Origin of the sequence: Roseobacter sp. FCG-D35 (assembly GCF_033436665.1) — a bacterium.
GTDB lineage: Bacteria > Pseudomonadota > Alphaproteobacteria > Rhodobacterales > Rhodobacteraceae > JAWQFO01.
Genome location: NZ_JAWQFO010000001.1, coordinates 133,219 through 157,851, shown reverse-complemented (window position 1 = coordinate 157,851; position 24,633 = coordinate 133,219). Strand labels below are relative to the sequence as shown.

Below are 24,633 nucleotides of genomic sequence, written 5' to 3'. Positions count from 1 at the left end.
GGAGGCGCAGCGATGTCCAGCAACGACCCGATGGCCGAGATCCGCGCCTCCTTCTTCATCGAATGCGAGGAACTTCTCGAAGCCCTGCAGGACGGTCTGCAGGCAATGGACGACGGAGCCGAAGACACCGAGACCATCAACATCGTCTTTCGCGCCGTGCATTCGATCAAAGGCGGCGCTGGCGCGTTCGGCCTCGAGGCGCTCGTGCGATTCGCGCATCGGTTCGAAACGGCGCTCGACGAGGTGCGCGCGGATCGTCTGAGCCCGGACGCAGATGCACTCAAACTGTTCTTCCAATGCGCCGACCACCTGTCCGACCTCGTGCGCGTGAGCCGCGACGCCGGGCCGCTCCCGGACGCAGAAACCTCAGCGCTGCTCGCGCAGCTCGACGACCTGCTCGGCGAGGATGCCAGCGCCGAAGAGGAGGCGCCGGACGAGAACATCGACTTCCAACCGGCGCGTTTGTCGCTCGATCTCGACCTCGGCGGCGAGGATGCACTGGTACTTGACGTGGCAAAGCCGCGCTTTCGGATCGAGTTCACCCCCGAGAACGAGCTTTTCGAAACCGGCAACGAACCGTTCCACATGCTGCGCGCGCTCGACGCACTTGGCGAGTGCAAGATCACCTGCAACACTGACGCGCTGCCCGGGTTCGAAAGCCTCGCGCCCGAAACCAGCTACCTGTCGTGGGTCATTGAGCTTGTGGCCGACGTCGACGAGCCCGAGATCGCCTCGGTCTTCGAATTCGTCGAGGGGCTTTGCACGCTGCGCATCGAAAGTGTCGAGGGCGACGATCCAAAACACGGCTCGGATTCGGAACCTCCAGTTCCCGTCCTCGAGCCGGCCCCATCCGAGGATGAGGCTCCAACCGGCGGCAGCGAGGCCGAGCCGACGCTGTCGGGGGACACGGAGGCCACCGCTGCCGAGGAGGTGCCCGAGGTCGCGCCCGCCGAACCAAACGACACCGCGCCCCCCGAGCCGGACCGCACCGCGCCCGCAGAGCCGCCGCGCCCGGACCCGACCGCTGCACCGCCCCGTAAGGTTGCGGCGCAACCCGCCGCCGCGACCAAATCCGTCGTCCGGGTCGACATCGACCGCATCGAAAGACTGGTCAATCTCGTCGGCGAACTCGTGATTAACCAGGCAATGCTCGCGCAAAGCCTCGAGCAGTCCGGCCTGTCGCCGCATTCGGATGCCATGAACGGCCTAGAGGAGTTCCAGCGCCTGACCCGCGACATCCAGGACAGCGTGATGATGATCCGCGCCCAGCCGGTCAAGTCTCTGTTCCAGCGCATGTCCAGAATCGTGCGCGAAGCTTCCGCGATGGTGGGAAAGGATGTGCGCCTGCACACCGAGGGCGAGGCGACCGAAGTCGACAAGACCGTCATCGAACGGCTTGCCGACCCGCTCACCCACATGATCCGGAACGCCGTCGACCACGGGCTCGAGACGGCCGAGACACGTGCGGCCAAAGGCAAACCGGCGCAGGGTCGCGTCAATCTCAGCGCCGCGCACCGCTCGGGCCGGGTCGTGATCGAGGTTTCCGATGACGGCGGCGGGATCGACCGCGACCGCGTGTTCCAGATTGCCGCGCAAAAGGGGTTGATCTCGCCCGACGCGCAGCTCTCGGACAGCGAGATCGACAACCTGCTGTTTCTGCCCGGGTTTTCCACCGCAAGCGAGGTTTCGGACCTGTCCGGCCGCGGCGTCGGGATGGACGTCGTGCGGACCTCGATCCAGGCCCTGGGCGGGCGCATCTCGATCGCTTCGACCCCCGGACAGGGCACGAGCTTCTCGATTTCCCTGCCGCTGACACTCGCGGTTCTCGACGGCATGGTCGTCGAGGTTGCGGACGAGACCCTCGTCCTGCCGCTGAGCGTGGTCGTTGAAACGCTGACTCTGCGCGCAGAAGATGTCGAGATGGTGCGTCCCGGGGCACATGTCGTGCGGGTGCGCAGCGGCTTCGTTCCGCTCTTCGATCTCGGAAAGGAACTGGGATACCGCGCGCCGGTCAGCGACTATGACGGTATCGTGGTGCTGCTGATCGCGCAGGAGGACAGCAGCCATGCGGCGCTGATCATCGACAGCATCCAGGATCAGCGCCAGGTGGTGATCAAAGGGCTCGACGACAGTTTCTACCGCGCCCCGGGCATCGCCGCGGCCACCATTCTCGGCGACGGCCAGATCGCCCTGATCGTCGATACCTCCGACATCATCAGCAATGCCATCGGCGCCCAGGCCACCGCCGCGGCCCCCATACCAGCAGGACTTTCCGCATGAGCGACAAGGATACGCCCGTCACCATCGAGCTTCTCACCTTCCGGCTTGCCGACCAGGAATATTCGCTCGACATCATGTCGGTCCGCGAGATCCGTGGCTGGACCCATGCAACCCCGCTCCCGCATGCCCCAAGCTACATGAAAGGGGTCATCAACCTTCGGGGCACCGTGCTTCCCGTCATGGACCTTGCGCTGCGCCTGGGGCTCGAACCGCGCGAGCATACCGACCGCAACGTGATCATCGTCGTCAAGCACGACGACACGATGACCGGGCTGCTGGTCGATGCCGTCTCCGACATCATCGCGCGCACCGCGGACGACCTGCAACCGCCCCCCGAGGTGCAGACCAGCGCGGCGACGAACGTGGTCAGCGCCCTGACCCTCATGGACGAGCGCATGATCCGCGTGCTCGATCTGCGCTCGGTCGTCAGCACCGAGCGGAGTGCCGCCGCATGATCGAAACCAAGCCGCAGGACGGCGTGCTCGACCCGCGAAGTTTCGAAGCCATCGCCGAACTCGCCTACCGCGAAAGCGGGCTGCAACTGGTCGCCGAGAAAACCTCGATGATCCAGTCGCGGCTGCGTCATCGTCTGCGCGATCTGGGTCTTCCCAATTTCCGCGATTACGTCGCCTTCGTCTGCTCCGATGCGGGACAGCCGGAGCGCCGGCACATGATCTCGGCCCTGACGACGAACGTGTCGCATTTCTTTCGCGAGAAACACCATTTCGACATCCTGTCGGAGCGTATCGCGCCGGTGCTGTCGAAAAAGCTTCTCGCCGGCGGCCGGGTGCGCCTCTGGTCGGCAGGCTGTTCGAACGGCCAGGAGGCCTGCTCGATTGCCATGTGCCTGCTTGAGGCGATCCCCGATCTGTCACGGTACGACCTGCGCATCCTCGGCACCGATATCGATCCCAAGGTGGTGGCCTTCGCGAATGCGGCCGTCTACCCCGAGCGCATGATCACGGGCGTTCCTCCGGCCATGCTCGACAAGTATTTCGAACGACGCACGGACGGGGCCGAGCCGGAATACGCCGCACGACCGGTCCTGCGTGATCTCACCCGGTTCCGCGAGCTCAACCTGCACGGCCCGTGGCCGGTCCGGCAGGCGATGGACACGATCTTCTGCCGGAACGTCGTGATCTACTTTGACCTGCCGACCCAGAACGCGCTTTGGCCGCGGTTCCGAAAGCTGCTGACCGGCAACGGCCATCTCTTTCTCGGCCATTCCGAACGCATCGCGAACCCGGAAGCGGCGGGGTTCGTTACCGCCGGCCCGACAACCTACCGCACAGACCCCGCGATTCTGCCCGCACCGACCGCCAACTGAAGGAAACGAGACATGTCCCTGCGCGACCAAATCCGCATCATGGTGGTGGACGACATGTCCACCAGTCGTGGACTGATCACCCAGGCCCTGGATGCCTTCGGCGTCCGCAACGTCTCGACGGCAGAAAACGGCATGGACGCGATCAAGACCCTGGCGTCGCATCCTGCGCACCTGGTGATCTCGGACTACAACATGCCGCAGATGGACGGGCTGCAACTGCTGCACCATCTGCGCAGCAACGCGAAGACCAAGGGCGTCGGGTTCATTCTGATCACCGGTCGCGCCGAGCAGCAGATCATCGACCACGGCAAGAAGCTGGGGATGAACAACTACCTCAAAAAGCCGTTCGAACAGGCCGGGCTGCGCAACTGCATCGAGGCGGTCGTCGGGCGGTTGTGATGGACAGCGTCGCCGGACAAGCGAGACTTGCCACCGTGCTGTCGCGTGTGTCGCGGCACCTTGACGGCATGGCAGGACAGATATTCTCACTAGAAGAGGCGGTGAGCCGGGGCATGCCCGGCCGTGCTGCCGATCATGCCGCGATCCGCGAGTTGCAGACGCTCGATTTCCTGCGCCAGTCGCTGGAGGACCTGGCGCTGCTCGCGCATCAACTCCACCTTCACGCTGACACGTCGAACGTCGAAGACCTGCCGGTGCTGAAAATTGCCCGCGCGCTCAAGCTCGACAGCACGCGGACACTGCTGGATTGCGCTGCGGGACTGCCAGTCGTGGACGACAGGGCCACGGTTGGCGACCTCGACCTGTTTTGAGCGATTGGCGGGGCGTTGCCGTGCCGGACCATGTGACAAGAGCGCCCCATTTTCGAGAAAGACACATCCCGCCGTCAGCGTGGCACAAGGTCTGCCGCTCTCGCGCCATTAACCTTGCCCCGGAGCCGTAGCAGGACACCGACCGCCGCATGTAGACGTCGCTTGCGCGGGGCAAAGGTGTCGGAATGTCCTGACTGCCATCGTTCGCAGCCCAACGAGGTTCAGAGCACGGAGCATGGCATCGAAGACCCGCTGTCACGGCTGCCTTAGGTAATCTGCTGCCAGATCAACGAATTCGCGGGCGACCTTGATCATGCCAGATCCCGGCACATCCGGGTGTCCGCGCGACGTGGCGCTCCCATCTCTAGCCGGATTGTGGAGGACTCAGGCGGCCCGTTTGTCGCGCCGTCCAAGCGGAGTGCGAACGCAAGCCGACTTCGGCAATTCCGGGTCGTGAGGGAATCGCCGACGAAACGGCGAACCGACCACCAGCCACCGCCTGAACTTGCCATTGGCGCGGCCTAACGGTCGCTTGAACTGGCGGCACGCAGGATTCCGGGGCGGTGGAAAGCAGCGCCTATGGGTCCGCCGCGCGGTCCGTCCGGACGCCAGCTTTTCATTCGCCGCCGACGTTCGCAGGACGGAGGCCACAGTGCAGGCGTGCGTCAGTCGCCGTAGCAAACGCTGTATGAGCCGCCACACCGGTTCATCGCTGCGGAGCGAGGCGTCACAGACTCGCAGTCACCGCGCGACCCGTCGGAAATCGCGGTGCCGAACGACCGGAGGCGCCGAGACAGTTCGCGGAGCCTCGGCAATCAAGCCCGAACCGGCGCGTCCTGGCTGGCCCTGCCGTCCGAAGCACGGATCACCGCTTCTCCGCTTACGCTTGATACCGGGCGGGGTCGCGGTCGTGCTGTCCGAATGACTGACAGTTACTGAAGCGATTTCACGACCGCGGGTGATCACCGATACGACCCCATGAGACGGCGCGGGACACTCGCCGACAATCTCAGCGACCAGCGCGACCGATGATGGTCTGATCGACCGGGACAGCGCCCGGAACCATCTCTGACGGAAGCCGAAATGCCTGCCGGTAGCCCCATGACCCGATGTCCAACCCCGCAGACTTTCCGTCGACCCTCAATCTCGGAGAATGCCGCAGCGCATCGCAGGCGCTGGGTGCTTGACAAACCGTCCACGAGCCGATCATGACAGGACCGTTGGTTCCTGCCGTGCGGCAGGTGAAAAGGGAATGTACACCCGGGTGCCCGGGCAAGTGCAGCCGCCCCCGCGACCGTGACCGGAGAGGTCGCCCACAGCCACTGGCGCACGCGCCGGGAAGGCCGGGCGACCGGCGGAGCCGCAAGGCTCCGGCATCCGCAAGCCGGGAGACCTGCCAGCGCCGAAGACGTAACCGGACGGGGTGTTCCGGAGTCGGGAGGGTCGTGCTCACCCGTCATCCGCCTGCCCTGTCCCCGCACGAGGTGCGCCGATGAAGGACCGGATGACCGAAACTGCGCCCGCGGAACTGCTGGTCTGCGTGAAATGTCGGCGCGGGCTGGAGATGCCGCAAGATGCGCGGCGTCCCGGAGCCGCGCTTTACCAAGGGCTGCAGGCCTGCGACCTGCCCGAAGGCCTGACGCTCACGCCGGTGGAATGCCTGCAGAACTGCGACGCCGGCTGCACGGTGGCCTTGCGCGGCGCCGGTCGCTGGACCTACGTCTACGGAAACCTGCATGAAACGTCGGATCTGGACGTTCTGGTCGACGGTGCCGCGCGCTATCATGCGACCGCAGACGGGCTGATCCCGTGGCGCGAACGCCCCGAACATTTCCGCAAGAACTGCGTGGCCCGAATTCCCCCCCTGGAGACCGAACATGTCTGATCTCGTCAAGCTCCCCGTCACCATCGTCACCGGCTTTCTCGGCTCGGGCAAGACGACGCTGCTGCGCCACCTGATGCAGAACCCTCAGGGCAAGCGCCTTGCGGTGATCGTCAACGAGTTCGGCGATGTCGGCGTGGACGGCGAGATCCTGAAATCCTGCGCGATCCCGGAGTGCCCGGCCGAGAACATCCTCGAGCTTGCCAACGGCTGCATCTGCTGCACGGTCGCGGACGATTTCATTCCGACCATCGAAGCGCTCATGGCGCTCGATCCGCGACCCGAGCACATCCTGATCGAGACCTCCGGCCTCGCCCTGCCGAAGCCGCTGCTGAAGGCCTTCGACTGGCCGGCGATCCGCTCGCGCATCACGGTCGACGGGGTCATCGCGCTGGCGGATGCCGAGGCGGTCGCCGCGGGGCGTTTCGCGCCGAACGTGGCGGCGGTCGATGCGCAGCGCCAGGCCGATGCCTCGCTCGACCACGAGACCCCGCTCTCGGAAGTCTTCGAGGACCAGATCAGCTGTGCGGACATCGTGCTGCTGACCAAGCCCGATCTCGCCGGTCCGGAAGGCGTCGCGCAGGCCCGCGCCGTAATCGCCGCCGAGGCGCCGCGCCCGTTGCCCGTGGTCGAGGTCGCCGAAGGCGCGGTCGACCCGCGCATCGTGCTGGGTCTCGGGGCCGCCGCCGAGAACGACCTCGACGCGCGGCCCAGCCACCACGACACGCCGCACGATCACGATCACGAGGATTTCGAAAGTGTCGTGATCGACCTTCCCGAGATCGCCGATCCCGACAGTTTGGCGGGTCGGATCGAGGCACTTGCGCGCGACCGCAACATCCTGCGGGTCAAGGGTTATGCCGCCGTCGAGGGCAAGCCGATGCGTCTGCTGGTGCAGGCAGTCGGGGCCCGCGTGCGCTGGCAGTTCGACCGGCCCTGGCGGCCGGACGAAAGCCGCGCCGGGCGCCTCGTGGTGATCGCCGAGCATAACGATATCGACGCTGCGGTCATCCGCGAGGATCTTGCGCCGGCGGTGCAGCCGGCCGCGTAAGGCAAGAGGGGCGACGCGCAGATGCATGTCGTTTTCCGGGAGAGCCACGGGCTCGAAGAGACGGAGACCCCGACCGACCTGGGCCAGAGCCCGGCGGACCTGGTCGTACTGTCCTATTCGGACAGCGATCTCGGTGCCTTCGCCGCCGGTTGGCACCGGGGTGGCGGACCCAAGGGCAAACTGCCGTCGTTGCGTCTTGCCAACCTGTCCCAGTTGCGCCACCCGCTGTCGGTCGACACCTATGTCGAGCAAACGCTTGCCGGGGCGAAGGGCATCCTCGTCCGGCTGATCGGCGGCCGGGCGTACTGGCCCTACGGGCTGACGCAACTCGAAGCGCTGGCGGCGCGCAAAGGTCTGGCGCTGGCCGTGCTGCCCGCAGACGGGCGGCCCGACGAGACGCTCGACCTCGCCTCGACCTTGCCGGTCTCGACCCTGCGGCGTCTCGCGCATCTCTGCGATACGGGCGGCGCGGTGGCGGCGCAAGCCGCGCTGGCGCAGCTGTCTCTTGCGGCGGGCCTTTATGCCGGTCCGGTGCAAGGCCAGAAGCAGTTGCCGACCGTCGGCGCTTGGGCGCCCGCCCTCGGGGCCTGCTGCCCGCTGGCCTTCCTCGCCGACATGCGGCCGCGCGTCGTCGTGACCTTCTACCGCGCCTACCTGACGGCCGCGGACACCGAACCGCTTGAGGCGCTGTTCGCGGCGCTGGATCGCGCCGGCTTTCAGCCAATAGGTCTTTTCGCACCCACCCTGAAGGCGCCGCAGGCCGCCGGCTGGTTGTCACGGCAGATCGCGCAGATCGCTCCTTGCGCCATCGTCAACGCCACGGCCTTCAGCGGACAGGGGCCGGACGGGACTTCGCCGCTCGATGCCGGGGGCGTGCCGGTCTTCCAGGTTGCGCTGACCACCTCGTCGCGCGACGCCTGGCACGAATCCGAGCGCGGCCTGTCCCCGGCGGACCTCGCCATGCATGTCGTACTGCCCGAGATCGACGGCCGGCTTTTTTCGGGAGCCGTGTCGTTCAAAGAAGCCGAGGAGCGGGATCCGCACCTGCAATGCGCACACATGCGGCACCGGGCCGATCCCGCGCTGATCGCATCTGCCGTCGAGCAGGTCACGGCCTGGACCCAACTCGCCGCGCGCGCGCCCAGCGAACGGCGACCCGCTCTAGTGCTCTCGACTTATCCGGGCAAGGACTGGAACATGGCCCATGCCGTCGGACTCGACGCGCTGGCCTCGGCGCAGGCGATCCTCGAAGACCTGTCGCGCGCGGGGCATGACGTGCATGCCGGGGCCAGTCTCGACGCTGCGCTCGCGAGCGAAACGATCAGCTGGCCGCTCTCCGAATACGAGGCCGCGCTTGCCCGCCTGCCTCAAGCGATGCGCGCGGATCTGGCGGCGGCCTGGGGCGCACCGCAGGACGATCCGGTCTGCAGAAATGGTGCCTTTCACTTTGCCGCCTCCCCACAGGGGGCCGCGCTCGTCGCCCTACAGCCCGAGCGGGGGTCGATCGAAGCGCGCGGCGACGAGTATCACGACCTCGCCCGGGTGCCGCGGCATTCGTACGTCGCCTTCTATCTATGGCTGCAGTCGCAGGCAGACGTGCTGATCCATATCGGCGCGCATGGCACGCTCGAGTGGCTGCCCGGCAAGGCGGTGGCGCTTGGCCCGGAATGCTGGCCGCGGGTGCTGACCGGCAGCCTGCCGGTCATCTACCCGTTCATCGTGAACGATCCCGGCGAAGCCGCACAGGCCAAACGGCGCATCGGTGCTTTGACCCTCGGCCATCTGCCGCCACCCTTGAGGAAAAGTGCGACGCCAGAGCGACTGAGCCGGCTCGAGGCGCTGCTGGACGAATTCTCGAATGCCGACGGACTCGACCCGCGCCGCCGCGACCGCCTGCAGGACGACATCCGCGGCGAGGCGCAGGCGCTGGGTGTCGAGGACGATCTCGGGCTCGACGCCGCATCCTCCGCCGCCGAAGCGATCACCCGCATCGACCGCTTCGTCTGTGACATCAAGGACAGCCAGTTCGGCGACGGGCTGCATGTCTGGGGGCGTCCGCATGTCGCGGGCGGCGCGGCCCACACGGCCTCGCTGGCAGGTGAGCGGCAATCGATTGCCGACGCGCTGAACGGGCGGCGCATTGCCGCCGGACCCTCGGGCTCGCCGTTCCGGGGCCGGACCGACGTGCTGCCGACCGGACGAAACCTCTTCGCCACCGATCCGCGCGCGGTCCCGACACGGTCGGCCCATGCGCAGGGCGTCAAACTGGCCGAGGAACTCGTGCGGCGGCACCTTCAGGACCACGGTGACTGGCCCCGGGGGCTGATCGTCGACCTCTGGGGGTCGGCCACGATCCGCACGGCAGGCGAGGAATTCGCGATGGCGCTGCACCTGCTCGGCGTCCGGCCGGTCTGGGACGCGGGCAGCGAGCGGGTGTCGGGCATCGAGGTGCTGCCGATCACCGATCTCGACCGTCCGCGCCTCGACGTGAGCTTGCGGGTCTCAGGCCTCTTCCGTGACATTTTCCCGACGCTCACCGCGCTTTTTGCGCAGGCGGTCAGGGCGCTGGCGGGGCGCGACGAGGCCCCGGACTGGAACCCGTTCGCGGGCAAGGCTCCTCGCGCGGCCGTGTTCGGGCCGGCGCCGGGCAGTTTCGGGCTGGGGATCAACGCCGATGCCGAGACCTACGGCGAAGACGCGAAACGCCGCGCGGGCGAGGCTTGGCTCGAGGCCAGCGCATGGGTCCATGATGGCGCAAATGTCATCCATGACCCGCAGGCGATCCGCGCCCGGGTTCGGGATACCGACAGTTTTGTGCACCTTCAGGACCTGCCGGAAACCGACCTGCTGATGGCGCTGGACTACGCCACGCACGAAGCCGGTTTCGCGGCGGCACAGGGCGTTACCGGCGGCAAGGCCGCGCTGTACCACCTCGACAACACGGATCCGGCGCGTCCGCGCGCGCGCGGTCTGGCTGAGGAGATCGCGCGCGTCGTGCAGGCCCGCGCGGCCAATCCCGACTGGCTGGCGGGCATGATGCGCCACGGATTCCGCGGCGCGGCCGAGATCGCCGCAACGCTCGATCACATGGCCGCCTTCGCCCATCTCGCGGGCGTGGTCTCGTCGCGGATGTTCGATCTCTACTACGAGGCCACGCTGGGCGAGGCGAAGGTTGAGAGCTTCCTGCGCCAAGCGAACCCCGGTGCCCATGCGGCCATGCAGGCGCGGTTCGCCGAACTGGACGCGGCGGGCCTCTGGGAGACGCGCCGAAACTCGATTCGCGCGCGCCTGGAGGCTCCGGCATGACCCCCGAGACCTATGTGAAAGGCTGGTGCCCCGGCGCGCTGCGCCCGATGCAAAGTGGCGACGGTTTGATCGTGCGGGTGCGTCCGCGGCGGGCCCGCCTCTCGTCGTCCCAGGCGCTCGGCCTCTGCGCGCTGTCACAGGCACATGGCAACGGCATCATCGAATTGACGAACCGCGCCAACCTGCAACTGCGCGGCGTGACCGAGGCCAGCCACCCTGCCCTCGTGGCCGGTCTGCGCGCGCTGGAACTGATCGACCCGGACCCCGAAGCAGAGGCACGGCGCAACATCGTAGTCTCGCCTTTCTGGACCGCCGGAGACCGTACCGACCGGGTTGCCCGAATGCTCGAGGCGCGCCTTCACGAGATGCCCGACCTGCCGGCGAAGTTCGGATTTGCCGTCGACCTCGGCGCGCGCCCCGTCCTTCGGTCGGTCTCCGCCGATATCCGCCTGGAGGCCGGGACAGCGGACGCCGTTTTGGTCAGGGCCGACGGCGTACTGGGCGGTCTCTCCGTGACCGAAGCCGAGGCTGTCGACGCCGTGATCGAGCTCGCGCGCTGGTTTTCCGCTCACACGGGTCCGTCGATGCGGCGCATGAAGACTGTCGTGCAAGCCTGCACTGTGCCTGCCAAATTCCGCGCCGCCTTATCTACAGAAATCGCGCCGGAACCCGCTCCCGGCAGCACCGAGGACGGATTGCTGGCGGGCGTCGCCTTCGGACAGGTGGATGCCGACACGCTGGAGCGCGCACTGCAGGACACGGCAGCGACAGCGCTTACCGTGACGCCGTGGCGCATGTTGCACTTCAATGGGGCCATCTCGGCACCCGGCGCGCCGTTTATCCTATCACCTGGCGATCCGCTTCTGCGAACCGATGCCTGCCCCGGCGCCCCGCGCTGCGCGGCCGCCACCATCGAGACCCGCGCGCTTGCCCGCCGTATCGCCCCGCATGTCGCCGGTCGCCTGCACGTGTCAGGTTGCGCCAAAGGCTGCGCCCGAGGCCGCAAAAGCGACGTAACCCTGGTGGGCCGCGACGGCGTGATTGACCTTGTCGTCGATGGAGCGGCATGGGATGAGCCGCGCCAGCGGGACCTGCCTCCCGACGAGATCCTCAAGGCAATCGGCTGAGACACATGCCCTACGAATACCAGACCGACGGCGCCACCATATACCGCCAGAGTTTCGCGACGATCCGGGCCGAGGCGGAGCTTGACCGGTTCGCTCCGGACGAAGAGCAGGTCGCGGTGCGCATGATCCACGCCGCCGGCATGGTGGGGCTCGAGCGCCATATCCGCTTTTCCAAAGGCTTCGTGGTGGCGGCGCGCACCGCGCTCGAGGCAGGGGCGCCGATCCTCTGCGACGCGCGCATGGTCTCCGAAGGCGTCACCCGCCCGCGACTTCCAGCCGACAACGCGGTGATCTGCACGCTGCAGGATACGCGGGTGCCGGATTTGGCGGCGCGGATGTCCAACACGCGCTCGGCAGCGGCGCTGGAACTCTGGCGTCCGCAGCTTGCCGGGGCCGTCGTCGCCATCGGCAACGCGCCGACCGCACTGTTCCACCTGCTCAACATGCTCGAAGACCCCGACTGCCCGCGTCCCGCGGCGATCATCGGCTGCCCGGTGGGCTTCGTCGGCGCCATCGAAAGCAAAGACGCACTCTGGGCGGCGCAGCCGGTGCCGTGCTGCATCGTCGAGGGCCGATTGGGCGGGAGCGCGATCACCGTCGCCGCCGTCAATGCCATCGCGAGCCGGCGCGAATGACCATGGGAACCATCTACGGCGTTGGTCTTGGCCCGGGCGACGCGGAGCTGATGAGCGTCCGCGCCGACCGGTTGATCCGCAGTGCGCGCAACGTCGCGTTTTTCCGCAAGGCCGGCCGCTCCGGCCAGGCGCGCGGCATCGTCGACGGGATGCTCTGCGAGGACGCGCGCGAAATTGCGATGGAATACCCTGTCACGACGGAAGTGCGGTTCGACGACCCGCGCTATGCCGAGATCCTGTCGGACTTCTACCGAGATTGTACCGACCGTCTTTGTGCCCTGACAGCGACTGGCGAAGACGTGGTCGTGCTCTGCGAGGGCGATCCGTTCTTCTACGGGTCCTTCATGCACCTGCACAGCCGCCTCGAAGGGATCTGCCGTGTCGAAGTGGTCCCAGCGATCACCGGCATGTCGGGGGCCTGGACCGCCTCGGGGCGTCCGATCACCTGGGGCGACGACGTGTTGACCGTGCTGATGGCAACGCTCCCGCAGGATGATCTGGAGCGTCACATGCAGACCGCCGATGCTCTGGTGGTCATGAAGATCGGGCGCAACATCGACAAGATCCGCGCCGCGCTGCGCCAGGTCGGCAGATACGACGAGGCATGGCTGATCGAATACGCGACGATGCCCGGCCAGACCGTTACCCGTCTGCGCGATGCCGGCGAGCGCGCCGTGCCCTATTTCTCGATCGTACTCCTGCACGGATCGGGGCGGCGGCCATGAGCGGCTGGCTTGCCATCGCCGGGCTTGGACCCGGTGCCGAGGCGCTGGTGACGCCCGAGGTTAGCGCGGCACTTGCCGAAGCGACGGACGTCGTGGGCTACATTCCCTACGTCGCCCGCGTCGCCGAACGTCCGGGGCTCACGCTGCACGCCTCCGACAACCGCGTCGAACTCGACCGCGCGCGGCAGGCGCTGGACCTCGCCGCCCGGGGCAGGCGCGTCGTGGTGGTGTCCTCCGGCGATCCGGGCGTCTTCGCGATGGCCGCCGCGGTCTTCGAGGCGGTCGAGTCCGGCGAGAGCGGCTGGCGCGACCTCGACATTCGGGTCCTGCCGGGGATAACCGCGATGCTGGCGGCGGCCGCGCGGGTCGGCGCGCCGCTCGGGCACGACTTCTGCGCGATCAATCTCAGCGACAACCTCAAACCCTGGGACATCATCGAAAAGCGCCTGCGACTGGCAGTCGAGGCCGATTTTGCGATGGCCTTCTACAACCCGCGCTCGAAGGCGCGCCCCGACGGGTTTGCGCGCGTTCTCGATGTCCTGCGAAAGAGGTGCGAGGCGTCGCGACCGATCATCTTCGCGCGTGCCGTCTCGCGCTCCGACGAAGACGTCCGGGTGGTGCCGCTGGCGCAGGCCCGGCCCGAGATGGCCGACATGAGCACGGTCGTGATCGTCGGTTCCTCGACCACGCGGATCATCGAGCGGAGCGGCGCGCCGCTGGTCTACACGCCGAGATCGGTGCCGGCATGATCGAGCCAGTCGAGAACCGCGGCCACCTCCGAGACCTCGTGTCGCGCAGGAATCTCGGGGCGGTCGATCATCACGACCGGCAGGCCGAGGCTGCGGGCGGCGGCAATTTTCGCGTACGCGCCCTGCCCGCCCGAGTTCTTCGACACCACGAGATCGATGCGATGCGCACGCATCAGCGCCCGGTCACCCTCTTCGGTGAAGGGGCCGCGCGAGACCAGTGCGACGTGATCTGGAAAGGGCGGCCTTTCCTTCGGCGGATCGACAAGGCGCAGCAGGTAGAAATGCTGCGGATTGGGCGCGAAGTCGGCGAGATGCATGCGCCCCACCGCCAGCAGGATGCGCCGCGCGGGACCGGCGAGTGCTTCGGCAGCCGCGGGGATGTCCGGGACGCTTTGCCAGTCATCCCCTGCCTTGCGCTGCCATGCGGGCCGAGTCAAGGCGACAAGCGGCGTGCCGGTTTCGGCGCAGGCGGCGACAGCATTGGCGCTCATTCGCGCGGCGAAGGGATGCGTCGCGTCGATGACATGGCTGATCGCTTCGGCCTTGAGAAAACGCGCCAGACCCTCGACACCTCCAAAACCGCCGCTCCGCATCGGCAGCGGTTGGCGCACTGGGCGTTCGACACGCCCGGCAAGCGACACCTGCGCGCGCATCTCGCGCTCGGCGAGCGCCTTGCACAGCGCCGTGGCCTCGGTGGTGCCGCCCAGGATCAGGAGGTTCGGTGTCATGGCTGAGGCTCCTTGGCTGACCCTCGTCGGGCTTGGCGAAGATGGCCCGGAGGGGCTGTCGCCTGCAAGTCTTGCAGCACTTGGGTCGGCGGAAATCGTGATCGGCCCGAAACGGCACCTGGCGCTCGTCGGACCGCTGGAGGCGGAAACGCACGAATGGCCAGTCCCCTTCGCAGACGGTTTGCCCCGATTGCTGGCGCTGCGCGGCCGCAAGGTCGTGGTGCTGGTCTCGGGCGATCCGTTCTGGCACGGAGCGGGCTGCACCATCACGAAGGATTTGCAGCCTGGCGAGTGGCGGGCCCTGCCGGTGCCCGGTTGCTTCTCGTTGGCCGCCGCGCGGCTCGGGCTGGCCCTGCAGGACGTGACCTGCCTCGCCTTGCACGCCGCACCTTACGACCGGCTGCGTCCGCACCTCGGCCCCGGCGCGCGGCTGATCGTTACACTGCGCGACGGGCGGGCCGTTCCCGATCTGGCCGCCTATCTCGTGGACGCCGGTTTCGCGGACAGCCGCGTGACGGTGATGGAGTCGCTGGGTGGCCCGCAGGAAAGACTTGAAGACTTCATCGCAAGAGACCAATTCGCAAGAGAATTCTCGCACCCGGTCTGTGCCGCGATCGACGTCCGGGGCAGCGGCGCGGTGTTACAGTGCTGTTCCGGGATCGCCGACGACTTTTTCGACACCGACGGCCAGATCACCAAGCGCCCGGTGCGCGCCCTGACGCTGTCGGCGCTGGCACCGCGGCCGCGCGAACGGCTCTGGGACATCGGCGGCGGGTCCGGCTCCATCGCGATCGAATGGCTGCTGAGCGATCCGACCACACAGGCCGTCTGCGTCGAGGTCCGCGCGGACCGCGCAGAGCGCATCGCCGGAAATGCCGCCCGGCTCGGCGTCGACCGGCTCGCCATTGTCGAAGGCGCGGCGCCCGAAGCGCTGACGGATTTGCCCGACCCGGATGCTGTGTTCATAGGTGGCGGGCTGTCGGAGGCGCTGTTGGAGGTGCTCTTCGACAGGCTGCCGCCCGGGACAAGGCTTGTTGCAAACGCGGTGACGCTGGAATCCGAAGCGCTGCTGGCGCGCTCGCAGTCCGCGCGTGGTGGCACGCTTCTTCGCATCGAGCTGTCCGAAGCTGCGCCGCTTGGGTCGCGCACCGGCTGGCGCGCTGCCTACCCGGTCGTGCAATGGAGCGTGACGACATGATCGCGGCAGGGTTCGGATACCGTCAAGGCGCCACCCTCGCGAGTCTGCGTTCGGCTCTGGACACAGCGCTTGCCGGTGGTCCGGCTCCGGCGTATCTGGCCACCATCCCGCACAAACGCCGCCTCGCCCACCTTCTGGCTCAAGATATGAATATCGACTTGAAGATCATTGAAACGGAACGACTAACCATGATGAACACGCTGACGCAGTCGCTCGCGAGCCTGGCCGCCTACGGCTGCGGAAGCGTCGCGGAAGCCGCCGCCCTCGCCGCCGCCGGTCCCGGCGCAAGGCTGTACGGTCCGCGCGCGGTGTCCGAGGATCGCATGGCCACCTGTGCTCTGGCCGAAGGAGACACCCCGTGACCGTTCATTTCATCGGCGCCGGCCCCGGTGCGCCGGATCTTCTCACCCTGCGCGGGCGCGACCTGATCGCGGCCTCTCCTGTCTGCCTCTACGCGGGATCGCTGGTTCCCGATGCGGTGCTGGCGCATTGTCCGCCGGGCGCACGGATCGTCAACACGGCCTCGATGGATCTCGATGCGATCATCGCCGAGATGGTGGCCGCCGACGCCGCGGGCCAGGACGTGGCGCGGCTGCATTCGGGCGATCTTTCTGTCTGGTCGGCCATGGGCGAACAGCTGCGCCGGCTGCGCGCCGCGGGCATCCCCTACGATGTTACGCCCGGGGTCCCGTCCTTTTCGGCCGCAGCGGCCTCGCTCGGGGCTGAACTGACCCTGCCCGGCATCGCGCAGTCGGTGGTTCTGACGCGCACGCCGGGGCGCGCCTCGTCGATGCCCGAAGGCGAGACGCTGGCGAATTTCGGCGCCACCGGCGCCACCCTGGCCATTCACCTGTCGGTCCAGAACCTCGATCACGTGGTCGACGCGCTGAGCCCGGCGTATGGTGCCGGGTGCCCGGTGGCCATCGTGTACCGCGCCAGCTGGCCGGACGAGAAAATCGTGCGCGGCACCCTGGGCGACATCTCCGGGCGGCTCGACGCCGCGATCTCGCGCACCGCACTGATCCTCGTCGGCCCGGCACTCGCGGCCGAAGGATTCGACGAAAGCCGGCTTTATGCGGCCGACTATGACCGGCGCTACCGGCCGCAATCGGCCGACAGCCGCTGGGCCGCTTGGAGCCCCGGTGATGACTAATCCGCCCGGATTGATGATCTCGGCGCCTGCTTCGGGCACTGGAAAGACCACGGTGATGCTTGGGCTTTTGCGCGCGCTTGCCGAAGACGGGCTGGCGGTGCAGCCCTTCAAATCCGGCCCGGACTACATCGACCCGGCCTTCCATCTCGCCGCCTCGGGACGCGCCTCGTTCAACATCGACAGTTGGGCGATGGACGACGGTCTGATCGGGGCGGTGGCCGCGCGCGGGCTTGATGCCGACCTCGTGCTCGCCGAAGGCTCGATGGGGCTTTACGACGGCGTGGCGACCCGGGGCCGCGCCGGCTTCGGGTCGAGTGCCGAGACCGCGATCCGCATGGGCTGGCCGGTGGTGCTGGTGCTCGACGTCGGCGGTCAGGCGCAGTCGGCGGCGGCGGTGGCGCTTGGGTTCGCGCAATATGCGCCCGAGCTGCGGCTTGCCGGGGTGATCCTCAATCGCGTCGCGAGCCCGCGCCACGAACGGCTGGCCCGGCTCGGGATGGACAAGGCGGGCATCGCGGTGCTCGGCGCCCTGCCCCGGCGCGGCGATCTGGTGCTGCCGGAACGCCACCTCGGTCTGATCCAGGCGATCGAACATCCGGACGTCGAAGGCGCGATCGCAAACTACGCGGCATTTTTGCGCGACCATGTCGATCTTGCCGCGATCCGTGCCGCCGCTGCCCGCACGCCACCGCCCAAGCCCGGCGACCTGCCCCGCCCCCCGGCGCAGAGGATCGCGCTGGCGCGGGATGCGTCGTTTTCTTTCACATACCCGCACCTGCTGGAAGGCTGGCGCGCGGCGGGCGCCGAAATCCTGCCGTTCTCGCCTCTGAACGACGAGGCCCCGGCGGCGGACGCCGATCTCGTGTGGTTGCCGGGCGGCTACCCGGAGCTTCACGCGGGCCGCATCGCAGCGGCGGAGCGTTTCCGCGCGGGTCTCGCCTCCCACGCCGAGACCAGGCCGGTTCATGGAGAGTGCGGAGGCTACATGGCGCTCGGCACGGCGCTGATCGACAAGGACGGGGTTCGACACCGGATGGCGGGGCTGCTCGGCCTCGTGACCAGCTACGAGAAACGCAAGTTCCACCTTGGCTACCGGCGCGCAGTGCTCAAGGCCGCGATGCCCGGTTTCGCTGTGGGCCGCGCCCTGCGCGGGCACGAGTTTCATTACTCCACCATCCTCGAAGAACCCGACGCACCGCTGGCCGAGGTCTTTGATGCCGATGGCGCGCCGGTGCCGGAAACTGGCTCGCGCCGCGGGACCGTGACCGGCACCTTCTTCCACATGATCGCCGAAGAAACCGAATGAGCGGGTTCGTCAGCTTCGTTGGCTCGGGTCCGGGGGACCCGGAGCTTCTGACGCTCAAGGCCGTAGACCGGCTGAAGCGCGCCGACGCGGTGCTGTTCGACGACCTGTCCGCAGGTCCTATCCTGTCCCATGCACGACGCGGCGCCGATCTCGTCGGGGTCGGCAAACGCGCCGGGCGGCCTTCTCCGAAACAGGACCATGTCAGCCGCCTGCTGGTGGAGTACGCCGAGACCGGCCAGCGCATCGTGCGCCTGAAATCGGGCGACGGCGGGCTGTTCGGGCGGCTCGAGGAAGAGCTGGTTGCCCTGCGCGCCGCCGGCGTGGCCTACGAGATCGTGCCGGGCGTGCCCTCGGCGATCGCCGCGGCAGCCTGCGCGGGCATTCCGCTGACGCGCCGGCTCACCGCGCGGCGCGTGCAGTTCGTGACCGGCCATGACGTCTCGGGCGCACTGCCCGAGGACATAGACCTCGACGCGCTTGCCGATGCCACCGCGACGACGGTCGTTTTCATGGGCAAACGCACGTTTCCCCGGCTTGCAGCCGCCTTGTTTGCGCGCGGTTTGCCCAAGAGCACACCCGCGCTCCTGGCCGAAAACGTGAGCCGGCCCGAGCAGTCGCTGCACCGCGATACGGTCTCGGGTCTGTCGAAGCGGCTGGCCGAGGAGATCGGAACCGCACCTGCCCTGATCCTCTATGGCCCGCTCGCGGAAAGCGGCCATGACTGAGCTTCTTCTGGTCGGCATCGGCACCGGCAATCCGGATCACATCACCCTCGAAGGACGCAAGGCGTTGCAGGGTGCGGACCTGATCCTTATCCCGCGCAAGGGACCCGAGAAGTCCGACCTCGCCGAACTGCGCCGGCGCATCGTCCTGCAAAGCGTGCGTGACGGCATGGACCGGGTGGTGGAATTCGACCTGCCGGTGCGCGACCCCGACCTGCCCTATCTCGAAGCCGTCGAGCGCTGGCATGACGCCATCGCCGAGCTTTGGGCGGTGACCCTTGCGGCTCATCCAGACGCTCATAGCGCGGCATTGCTGGTCTGGGGGGATCCCTCGCTCTACGACAGCACGCTGCGGATCGCGGCGCGGCTCGACCCGACGCCGAAGGTGCGGGTGATCCCCGGCATCACCGCGCTGCAGGCGCTGACCGCGGCGCACGCGATTCCGCTCAACACGCTGGCCGGGTCGGTCGAGATCACCACCGGGCGACGGTTGCGTGACACAGGTTGGCCCGACGGCGCCGAAACGGTGGCGGTCATGCTCGACGGGGCCTGCGCCTTCGAGACCCTCGACCCCGACGGCTTGCAGATCTGGTGGGGCGCCTATCTCGGAATGGACGAGCAGATCCTCTCAGCGGGACCGCTGGAGGAGGCCGCACCGCACATCATGCGCATCCGAGCCGAGGCCCGCGACCGACATGGGTGGATCATGGACACGTATCTGCTGAGACGGACCGGAGTACCCGGTTAGCTCTTGGCAGGACTTCCCGGCATCGGTTAGGGATGGACAAAGGCGCCGCTGCCGGCCGGAACGGCAAGGAGGACAGAGATGACCGCGACGACCCCCCGCATCGCAGGCGCGACCGGCGCCAAGACCACTGGAGTTGCCACGACGCTCTTCGCTGTGCTGATCGGTGCCGCGATCATTTTCGTCGGGGGCCACGTGCAGGCCACGACCCTGCATGCCGCGGCGCATGACGTGCGCCACGCGACCGGCTTCCCCTGCCACTGACGAGATGCTGCCGAGAATTCTGACCAGCGCCCTTCTCGCTGGTGCCGCGACCGGTCTCGCCGCCGCCGCGCTGCAACTGATTTTCGTCCAGCCCGTGCTATTGCACGCCGAGCTTTACGAGGCCGGGGTGCTCGAACACTTCGGGGCGGACAGCCCGCCGGACCGACCCGACCTCGGCGGCATCGACCTGATGCGTGACGCGCTGAGCATCCTCTTCTCGATGCTCATCTACACCGGCTACGCGATCATCCTGGTGGCCCTCATGGCGCAGGCCGAGCAGCGCGGCGCGATCATCAGCACCCGGCGCGGTTTGATCTGGGGACTGTGTGGCTACGTGGCGCTGCACATGGCCCCGGCGTTCTCGCTGGCGCCGGAAGTTCCGGGCAGCGCTTATGTCGACCTGACCGCCCGGCAGGTCTGGTGGCTCGCCACAGTGCTTGCGACCGCGTTGGCGATGGCGCTGATCGGGTTCGGAAAGTCCTGGGCGGCCTGGGCAGCGGCGCTGGTACTGTTGCTCGCGCCGCATCTCATCGGCGCGCCCGAGCCCGAGAGCTTTGCAAGCCCGGTGCCCTCCGAACTCGGCGCGCTGTTTGCCGCGCGCACTTTGGGGGTCGGGCTGGTGGCATGGGTCGGGCTTGGCGCTCTGGCGGCCCATTTCTGGCAACGCGACACGCGCTGAGGCACGAATAGGGCCGGATGATGGATCGCGGATTGTTTCTGTTCCTGATCGGGCTGGTGTTCGGCGGCGGCATCGGATTTCTCTTGGCGGCGGGCTACGGCGTCACGCTCGACGGCCACGACCACGGCGACTCGGAACAGCACGACCACTGAGGCACCGGCGAACGGTCAGCACAACGCCGGCAGGCGGCCCGGCAGCCACAGCCGAGGGCGTCCGCAGGACCGCTCGACGACGATGATCTCGGACGGGACCGTCTTGGCCGCGAGCGCCGACCCGACCGCCGAAGCGCGAGCATCCGTCCGGTCGAGCCGGCAGCTTTCGCATTTATTTCCAGGGTAATCGTTGCCAATGCCATCCGCCGCGTGCGTTACCGGTCTACACGGGCATCATTTATGGCTCTGCACGCCAAGCGTGAATATTTCGCGGGTGTGAAACTTTTTGGCCCTGGCCGCGTGGGTACGGGCGTCCTCCACGCGGATTGGCGGCATTTTGAGCATGGGATTAGACAAACGAACTGGATTGCGACCTGCCCACCCGGGAATTGCACCGGACTGGGAAGACCGGCTTGCCGAGGCCCGCGCGCTGCGGGAGCGTCACCTGTCCAGCGCTGCGCCCCGAAGCCCGGTCAAGCGCCCGATGCCTTGGGAAACTGCCGCGGCACTGCCAACTGCGGGTGAGCCGGTCAAAGAAATGACCGGCGTCCGGTCACATCGGACGTCCCTTCCGCCGTTTCTGCACATCTTGGCCCTGGTCGCAGTGGGCGTCGCTTTGGGCGGTTTTATGGGCAGCGGCGGAATTGGCCCTTCCTCCGTCGCCCCGGCGCTGCCCCAGCTTGGCATCGCCGCCCCGGCGGCGCCCGCGACCCCGGCCGGCGCCGTCGAGCGGGCAACGCTGTCAGTTGGCCTTTCGGCAGACCGGGACGCGCTTCCGGGTCCCAGTAACGCGCCGGTCCTCAGCGGCGCTTCGGCAAGCGAGGACAGGCTGCCGGTGGTCGAGGCCTCGGCTGTTCCCGACCTCGCGGACGGCCTGATCGTGCCCGCCGCGCCCGCTGCGACATCTGATCAGCCGGCGCGGTTGACGAACGTGGAACTCGTCTCCGCACACCTGGCGCCGCAACGACTTGCCCGTCCCGAAGCCGGCGCGCCGCCGCGGATATCGGCCCCCGTCGGCACGCCCGTTGTCCTGACCGGCCTCTCAGTGCCCGCGCCGCGACCTGCGATCGCACCGGCCGGGTGGATCTCGGCGGAAACATCGCCGGACGTGGGCGCGCCGCCGAATCGGCTGGCAATTGCATCGGTCCCGACCGTCTTCGAATGCCAGTCCTGCGAGCCGCTCCTGACCGCCGGCGCGACCCGGCGCGTGGCACTTTATGCTGGCGGCGACGATGCGCAGACCTTCACCCGGCACCTGCAGGACGCCGGGTTCTCCCGGATCGAGACCAGCACGCCGGACCTGACGGTCCGGACCAGCCAGGTTCGCTACTTTCACCCCGACGACGCCGGCGCGGCGCGGATCGCGGCAGAGCTCGCGGGCGCGCGGATCGTCGACCTGACATGGCTCGCCTCGCGCCCTGCCCTCGGCAGCCTCGAAATCTGGCTCGCTCCGGATGCCTTCGAGGCATCAAGACTTTCCATCAAGAGAAACTGACAAAGGATAGTCCTATGAAAAATTCCATGTTTTTTGTGCTCGTCATTTCGATGGGTCTGGCGCTTGCAGCCGTCGCTCCCGCAACCGCGCAAGAGGCAGAGGCGGACGACTCGCAATGGCTTCGCGTCTATTTCTCCAGCGGCAGCGCGCAGATCTCGGCCGATCAGGCGCAGACCCTGGACACTGCCGCACGCACCTTCCGCGAGGGCGATCCGTTCGTGATGATCGTCGCCGGCGGCGCCGATACCGTCGGCGACGCGACGAGCAACCTCAATCTGTCGCTGCGACGCGCCACAGCGGTCGCCGACGCGCTCAGCGCGCGCGGCATTCCGATAGAACGTCTGCAAGTGCTCGGACGGGGCAACAGCGAGCTCGAGGTCGACACGGGCGAAAACGTCTCCGAACGCGAGAACCGGGTCGTCGAGATCAGCTGGCGCTGATGATGGCGCGCCTGGCGGCTGTCGTGATGCTGCTGGCGGCCCCGCTTCTGGCTGACCAGAGCGGCAGCGATGCCTACGCCGCGGGCGATTTCGACACGGCACGACAGCTCTGGCAGGCAGAGGCCGAGACCGGGTCGCCCGAGGGGATGATGGGGCTGGGCCTGTTGGCCGACCGGGGTCTCGGCGGCCCGCGCGACGCGGATCTCGCGTATCAATGGTATCTGAAGGCCGCGCGGGCCGGGCTTGGCGAGGCGCAGTTCAACGTGGCGGTCCTCCACGATTCCGGCGTGACTGGTCCCCGCGATCCGCAGACGGCGCTGTTGTGGTACACACGCGCCGCATTGCGCGGGGTGGGACGTGCGCAGTTCAACCTCGGGCTCATCTTCGCTGCGGGCGATGGCGTGGCGCGCAACGATGCGCTTGCGGCGCACTGGTTCGCCGAGGCGGCCAAAACGGTGCCGGCGGCAAGTGAACGCGTGCAAGGGCTGTCCGGTCCGGTTCCCGCCGGGCCGGCATCCCCACCAAGGGTCCTGTCGTCGACGCTCAAGGACGGCGAACTCGAGCTCGTCTGGACCGCGTCCCCGGGTGGTGCGCGCGACAGCTTTCTCGTCGAGGTCACGCAGGCACCGGGCACCGACGGTTTCGCCGCACCGCTGATGACGTACGAGACCGGCGGCTCCGGCGCGCTGCTGACGGTGCCCGCCGCATCCGGCCCGCTGCTATGGCGCGTCTCGCGGCTGCGCGGGGACGGCCCGGGCTATGCCGCCGGCCCCTGGCTCGGCGCACCGGGCGCGACGGCGCCGGCCGGGCGCATCGTGATCCTGACGCCCGACACTGTAACAGCGCGTGGTGCAGCGGAAGTCTTCGCAGGTGACCTCCGCGCCTCCGGGTACTGGGTGCGCCTCGACACCCACGACGGACCCACTTCGGTGGCGGCGGTGCAAGAGCGCTCGTCCGTGGAGTATCGCTTTGCCGAAGACTTGGCGCTTGCCGAGCGCGTGGCCGTCTACCTGCCCGGCCTCGATGCATCCGACACGAAACGCACCGAGTTCGACGGCACGCTTCCGGGCGAGATATTCGTGCGTCTCGTTGCTGCGGAATGATGACCGCCAATTTGCCTTGGACGAACGGGGTCTACCCTCCGACCACGGCGCCGAGTCGCCAGATCGATACGACGGCAACGACGACCAGCGCATATCCGCCCAGAACGACATAGCCATCGCGGGCGAGAATTCCGAAAGCCAGAACCGCGATCGGCAAGCCGACCAGCGGCGAGGCAATCGGGATCGCGCCGATCACAAGCATCGCCCCGCCGCAGACGACGAGCAACACGGCAACGCAGGCCAGCGAAACAGGGCCGCTCGAAAACCTTTCGGCACGGATCTTGAGCCGGCGCCGCAGCCAGGCGGCGCCCGGACGCAGCCTGTCGGTGATTACTTCGACCTGCGATGCCGGCAAGGTCCGGCGAGCGATGAACTGCGGGAGCCAGATTCCCCGCTTGCCGCGCAACATCTGCAACCCGATGGCTGCAATGACCAGCCCCAGTGCTCCGCCGACGCCCGGCAGCATTCCGACCGGCAGAATCATCAGCACGGCCGCAACCAGAAGCAGCGGCGCGTGACCCTGTGCGCCGAAGGTCCGGACCAGGTCTCCGATAGTGACCTCATCGGCCCCCGCAGCGAGATCGTCGAGGCGGTCGACAAGCCCCGGCATCGCATGGGGGCCGGGGCCGGCCGCGCGCTGGATCCCTTCTGTCCTGTCGGTTGCGCCGTCGCCTGCCATGCCTGCGGAACGCACCCGCATCCGCACGGTTCCGCGCATCGCAACCTTTGCCCCGAGCGCTGCGTTGACTGGCGAAGGGTTCACGCCGCGTTGAAGTCGGCGTCCGGAAAAGGAGTC

The 24,633-nt window shown here is 67.9% G+C and carries 26 protein-coding genes and 1 riboswitch; of the genes, 24 read left to right on the top strand and 2 right to left on the bottom strand.

Going from position 1 to position 24,633, the window contains the following annotated elements; all coding sequences use genetic code 11:
* The first annotated feature begins 12 nt into the window (after positions 1–12).
* The 12 genes from R5H30_RS00730 (at position 13) to cobJ (ending at position 13,852) form a co-directional block, all read left to right on the top strand.
* Positions 13–2,280, top strand: coding sequence for a chemotaxis protein CheW (locus tag R5H30_RS00730; RefSeq protein WP_318326067.1), 2,268 nt, complete (start codon positions 13–15; stop codon positions 2,278–2,280).
* Complete coding sequence (locus R5H30_RS00725) at positions 2,277–2,735, top strand: chemotaxis protein CheW (protein WP_318326066.1); 459 nt, start codon at positions 2,277–2,279, stop codon at positions 2,733–2,735. Before R5H30_RS00730 ends, R5H30_RS00725 begins: the two co-directional genes overlap by 4 nt.
* Entirely contained in the window at positions 2,732–3,607 is an 876-nt protein-coding gene (locus R5H30_RS00720; protein WP_318326065.1) for a CheR family methyltransferase, read from the top strand. Before R5H30_RS00725 ends, R5H30_RS00720 begins: the two co-directional genes overlap by 4 nt.
* Positions 3,608–3,619: 12 nt before the next feature.
* On the top strand, positions 3,620–4,006 hold the full coding sequence (locus R5H30_RS00715; protein WP_318326064.1) for a response regulator: 387 nt from the start codon (positions 3,620–3,622) through the stop codon (positions 4,004–4,006).
* A complete protein-coding gene (locus tag R5H30_RS00710; protein ID WP_318326063.1) occupies positions 4,006–4,377 on the top strand; it encodes a DUF8776 family protein in 372 nt (123 codons plus the stop codon). The genes R5H30_RS00715 and R5H30_RS00710 overlap by 1 nt, the downstream gene beginning before the upstream one ends.
* A 1,204-nt stretch (positions 4,378–5,581) precedes the next feature.
* Positions 5,582–5,792, top strand: a riboswitch (cobalamin riboswitch).
* Positions 5,793–5,881: 89 nt separating this feature from the next.
* Positions 5,882–6,262, top strand: coding sequence for a DUF1636 family protein (locus R5H30_RS00705; RefSeq protein ID WP_318326062.1), 381 nt, complete (start codon positions 5,882–5,884; stop codon positions 6,260–6,262).
* Entirely contained in the window at positions 6,255–7,310 is a 1,056-nt protein-coding gene (cobW, locus tag R5H30_RS00700) for a cobalamin biosynthesis protein CobW (protein ID WP_318326061.1), read from the top strand. Before R5H30_RS00705 ends, cobW begins: the two co-directional genes overlap by 8 nt.
* Positions 7,311–7,331: 21 nt before the next feature.
* Positions 7,332–10,616, top strand: coding sequence for a cobaltochelatase subunit CobN (gene cobN / locus R5H30_RS00695; protein ID WP_318326060.1), 3,285 nt, complete (start codon positions 7,332–7,334; stop codon positions 10,614–10,616).
* Positions 10,613–11,743, top strand: coding sequence for a ferredoxin-like domain-containing protein (locus tag R5H30_RS00690; RefSeq protein ID WP_318326059.1), 1,131 nt, complete (start codon positions 10,613–10,615; stop codon positions 11,741–11,743). The genes cobN and R5H30_RS00690 overlap by 4 nt, the downstream gene beginning before the upstream one ends.
* A gap of 5 nt (positions 11,744–11,748) precedes the next feature.
* A complete protein-coding gene (locus R5H30_RS00685; protein ID WP_318326058.1) occupies positions 11,749–12,378 on the top strand; it encodes a precorrin-8X methylmutase in 630 nt (209 codons plus the stop codon).
* The gene (gene cobI / locus R5H30_RS00680; RefSeq protein ID WP_318326057.1) at positions 12,375–13,103 is read left to right on the top strand and encodes a precorrin-2 C(20)-methyltransferase; all 729 of its coding nucleotides are present in this window, start codon (positions 12,375–12,377) and stop codon (positions 13,101–13,103) included. The genes R5H30_RS00685 and cobI overlap by 4 nt, the downstream gene beginning before the upstream one ends.
* The gene (gene cobJ / locus R5H30_RS00675) at positions 13,100–13,852 is read left to right on the top strand and encodes a precorrin-3B C(17)-methyltransferase (protein WP_318326056.1); all 753 of its coding nucleotides are present in this window, start codon (positions 13,100–13,102) and stop codon (positions 13,850–13,852) included. The genes cobI and cobJ overlap by 4 nt, the downstream gene beginning before the upstream one ends.
* Here the strand turns inward: cobJ and R5H30_RS00670 are convergent.
* Positions 13,825–14,580, bottom strand: a complete 756-nt coding sequence (locus R5H30_RS00670; protein ID WP_318326055.1) for a cobalt-precorrin-6A reductase — start codon at positions 14,578–14,580, stop codon at positions 13,825–13,827. The genes cobJ and R5H30_RS00670 overlap by 28 nt on opposite strands.
* Here R5H30_RS00670 and cbiE point away from each other — a divergent pair.
* From cbiE to R5H30_RS00610, 12 genes are all read left to right on the top strand, one after another.
* Complete coding sequence (cbiE, locus tag R5H30_RS00665; RefSeq protein ID WP_318326054.1) at positions 14,579–15,778, top strand: precorrin-6y C5,15-methyltransferase (decarboxylating) subunit CbiE; 1,200 nt, start codon at positions 14,579–14,581, stop codon at positions 15,776–15,778. The two genes, R5H30_RS00670 and cbiE, sit on opposite strands and share 2 nt — an antisense overlap.
* Entirely contained in the window at positions 15,760–16,140 is a 381-nt protein-coding gene (locus tag R5H30_RS00660) for a cobalamin biosynthesis protein (protein ID WP_318326053.1), read from the top strand. The genes cbiE and R5H30_RS00660 overlap by 19 nt, the downstream gene beginning before the upstream one ends.
* On the top strand, positions 16,137–16,931 hold the full coding sequence (gene cobM / locus R5H30_RS00655; protein WP_318326052.1) for a precorrin-4 C(11)-methyltransferase: 795 nt from the start codon (positions 16,137–16,139) through the stop codon (positions 16,929–16,931). Before R5H30_RS00660 ends, cobM begins: the two co-directional genes overlap by 4 nt.
* Complete coding sequence (locus R5H30_RS00650; protein WP_318326051.1) at positions 16,924–18,237, top strand: cobyrinic acid a,c-diamide synthase CobB; 1,314 nt, start codon at positions 16,924–16,926, stop codon at positions 18,235–18,237. Before cobM ends, R5H30_RS00650 begins: the two co-directional genes overlap by 8 nt.
* Positions 18,234–18,962, top strand: a complete 729-nt coding sequence (gene cobA / locus R5H30_RS00645) for a uroporphyrinogen-III C-methyltransferase (protein WP_318326050.1) — start codon at positions 18,234–18,236, stop codon at positions 18,960–18,962. Before R5H30_RS00650 ends, cobA begins: the two co-directional genes overlap by 4 nt.
* Positions 18,955–19,707, top strand: coding sequence for a precorrin-6A synthase (deacetylating) (cobF, locus tag R5H30_RS00640; protein WP_318326049.1), 753 nt, complete (start codon positions 18,955–18,957; stop codon positions 19,705–19,707). The genes cobA and cobF overlap by 8 nt, the downstream gene beginning before the upstream one ends.
* A 78-nt stretch (positions 19,708–19,785) precedes the next feature.
* The gene (locus tag R5H30_RS00635; RefSeq protein WP_318326048.1) at positions 19,786–19,968 is read left to right on the top strand and encodes a CbtB domain-containing protein; all 183 of its coding nucleotides are present in this window, start codon (positions 19,786–19,788) and stop codon (positions 19,966–19,968) included.
* Between the two features lie 4 nt (positions 19,969–19,972).
* Positions 19,973–20,647, top strand: coding sequence for a CbtA family protein (locus R5H30_RS00630; RefSeq protein ID WP_318326047.1), 675 nt, complete (start codon positions 19,973–19,975; stop codon positions 20,645–20,647).
* A gap of 20 nt (positions 20,648–20,667) precedes the next feature.
* Positions 20,668–20,799 carry a hypothetical protein gene (locus tag R5H30_RS00625; protein WP_318326781.1) on the top strand — a complete coding sequence of 44 codons (132 nt, stop codon included), beginning with the start codon at positions 20,668–20,670 and terminating at the stop codon, positions 20,797–20,799.
* A 286-nt stretch (positions 20,800–21,085) separates the two neighbouring features.
* Positions 21,086–22,294 (top strand): hypothetical protein, encoded by a 1,209-nt coding sequence (locus tag R5H30_RS00620; protein WP_318326046.1) that lies wholly within the window; start codon positions 21,086–21,088, stop codon positions 22,292–22,294.
* Between the two features lie 50 nt (positions 22,295–22,344).
* Positions 22,345–22,734: an OmpA family protein gene (locus tag R5H30_RS00615; RefSeq protein ID WP_318326045.1), complete on the top strand. Its 390-nt coding sequence runs from the start codon at positions 22,345–22,347 to the stop codon at positions 22,732–22,734.
* Between the two features lie 2 nt (positions 22,735–22,736).
* Positions 22,737–23,837 (top strand): tetratricopeptide repeat protein, encoded by a 1,101-nt coding sequence (locus R5H30_RS00610; protein WP_318326044.1) that lies wholly within the window; start codon positions 22,737–22,739, stop codon positions 23,835–23,837.
* 31 nt (positions 23,838–23,868) lie between these two features.
* On the opposite strand, the gene R5H30_RS00605 is transcribed toward R5H30_RS00610, so the two are convergent.
* Complete coding sequence (locus tag R5H30_RS00605) at positions 23,869–24,555, bottom strand: exopolysaccharide biosynthesis protein (protein ID WP_318326043.1); 687 nt, start codon at positions 24,553–24,555, stop codon at positions 23,869–23,871.
* Positions 24,556–24,633: the final 78 nt, after the last annotated feature.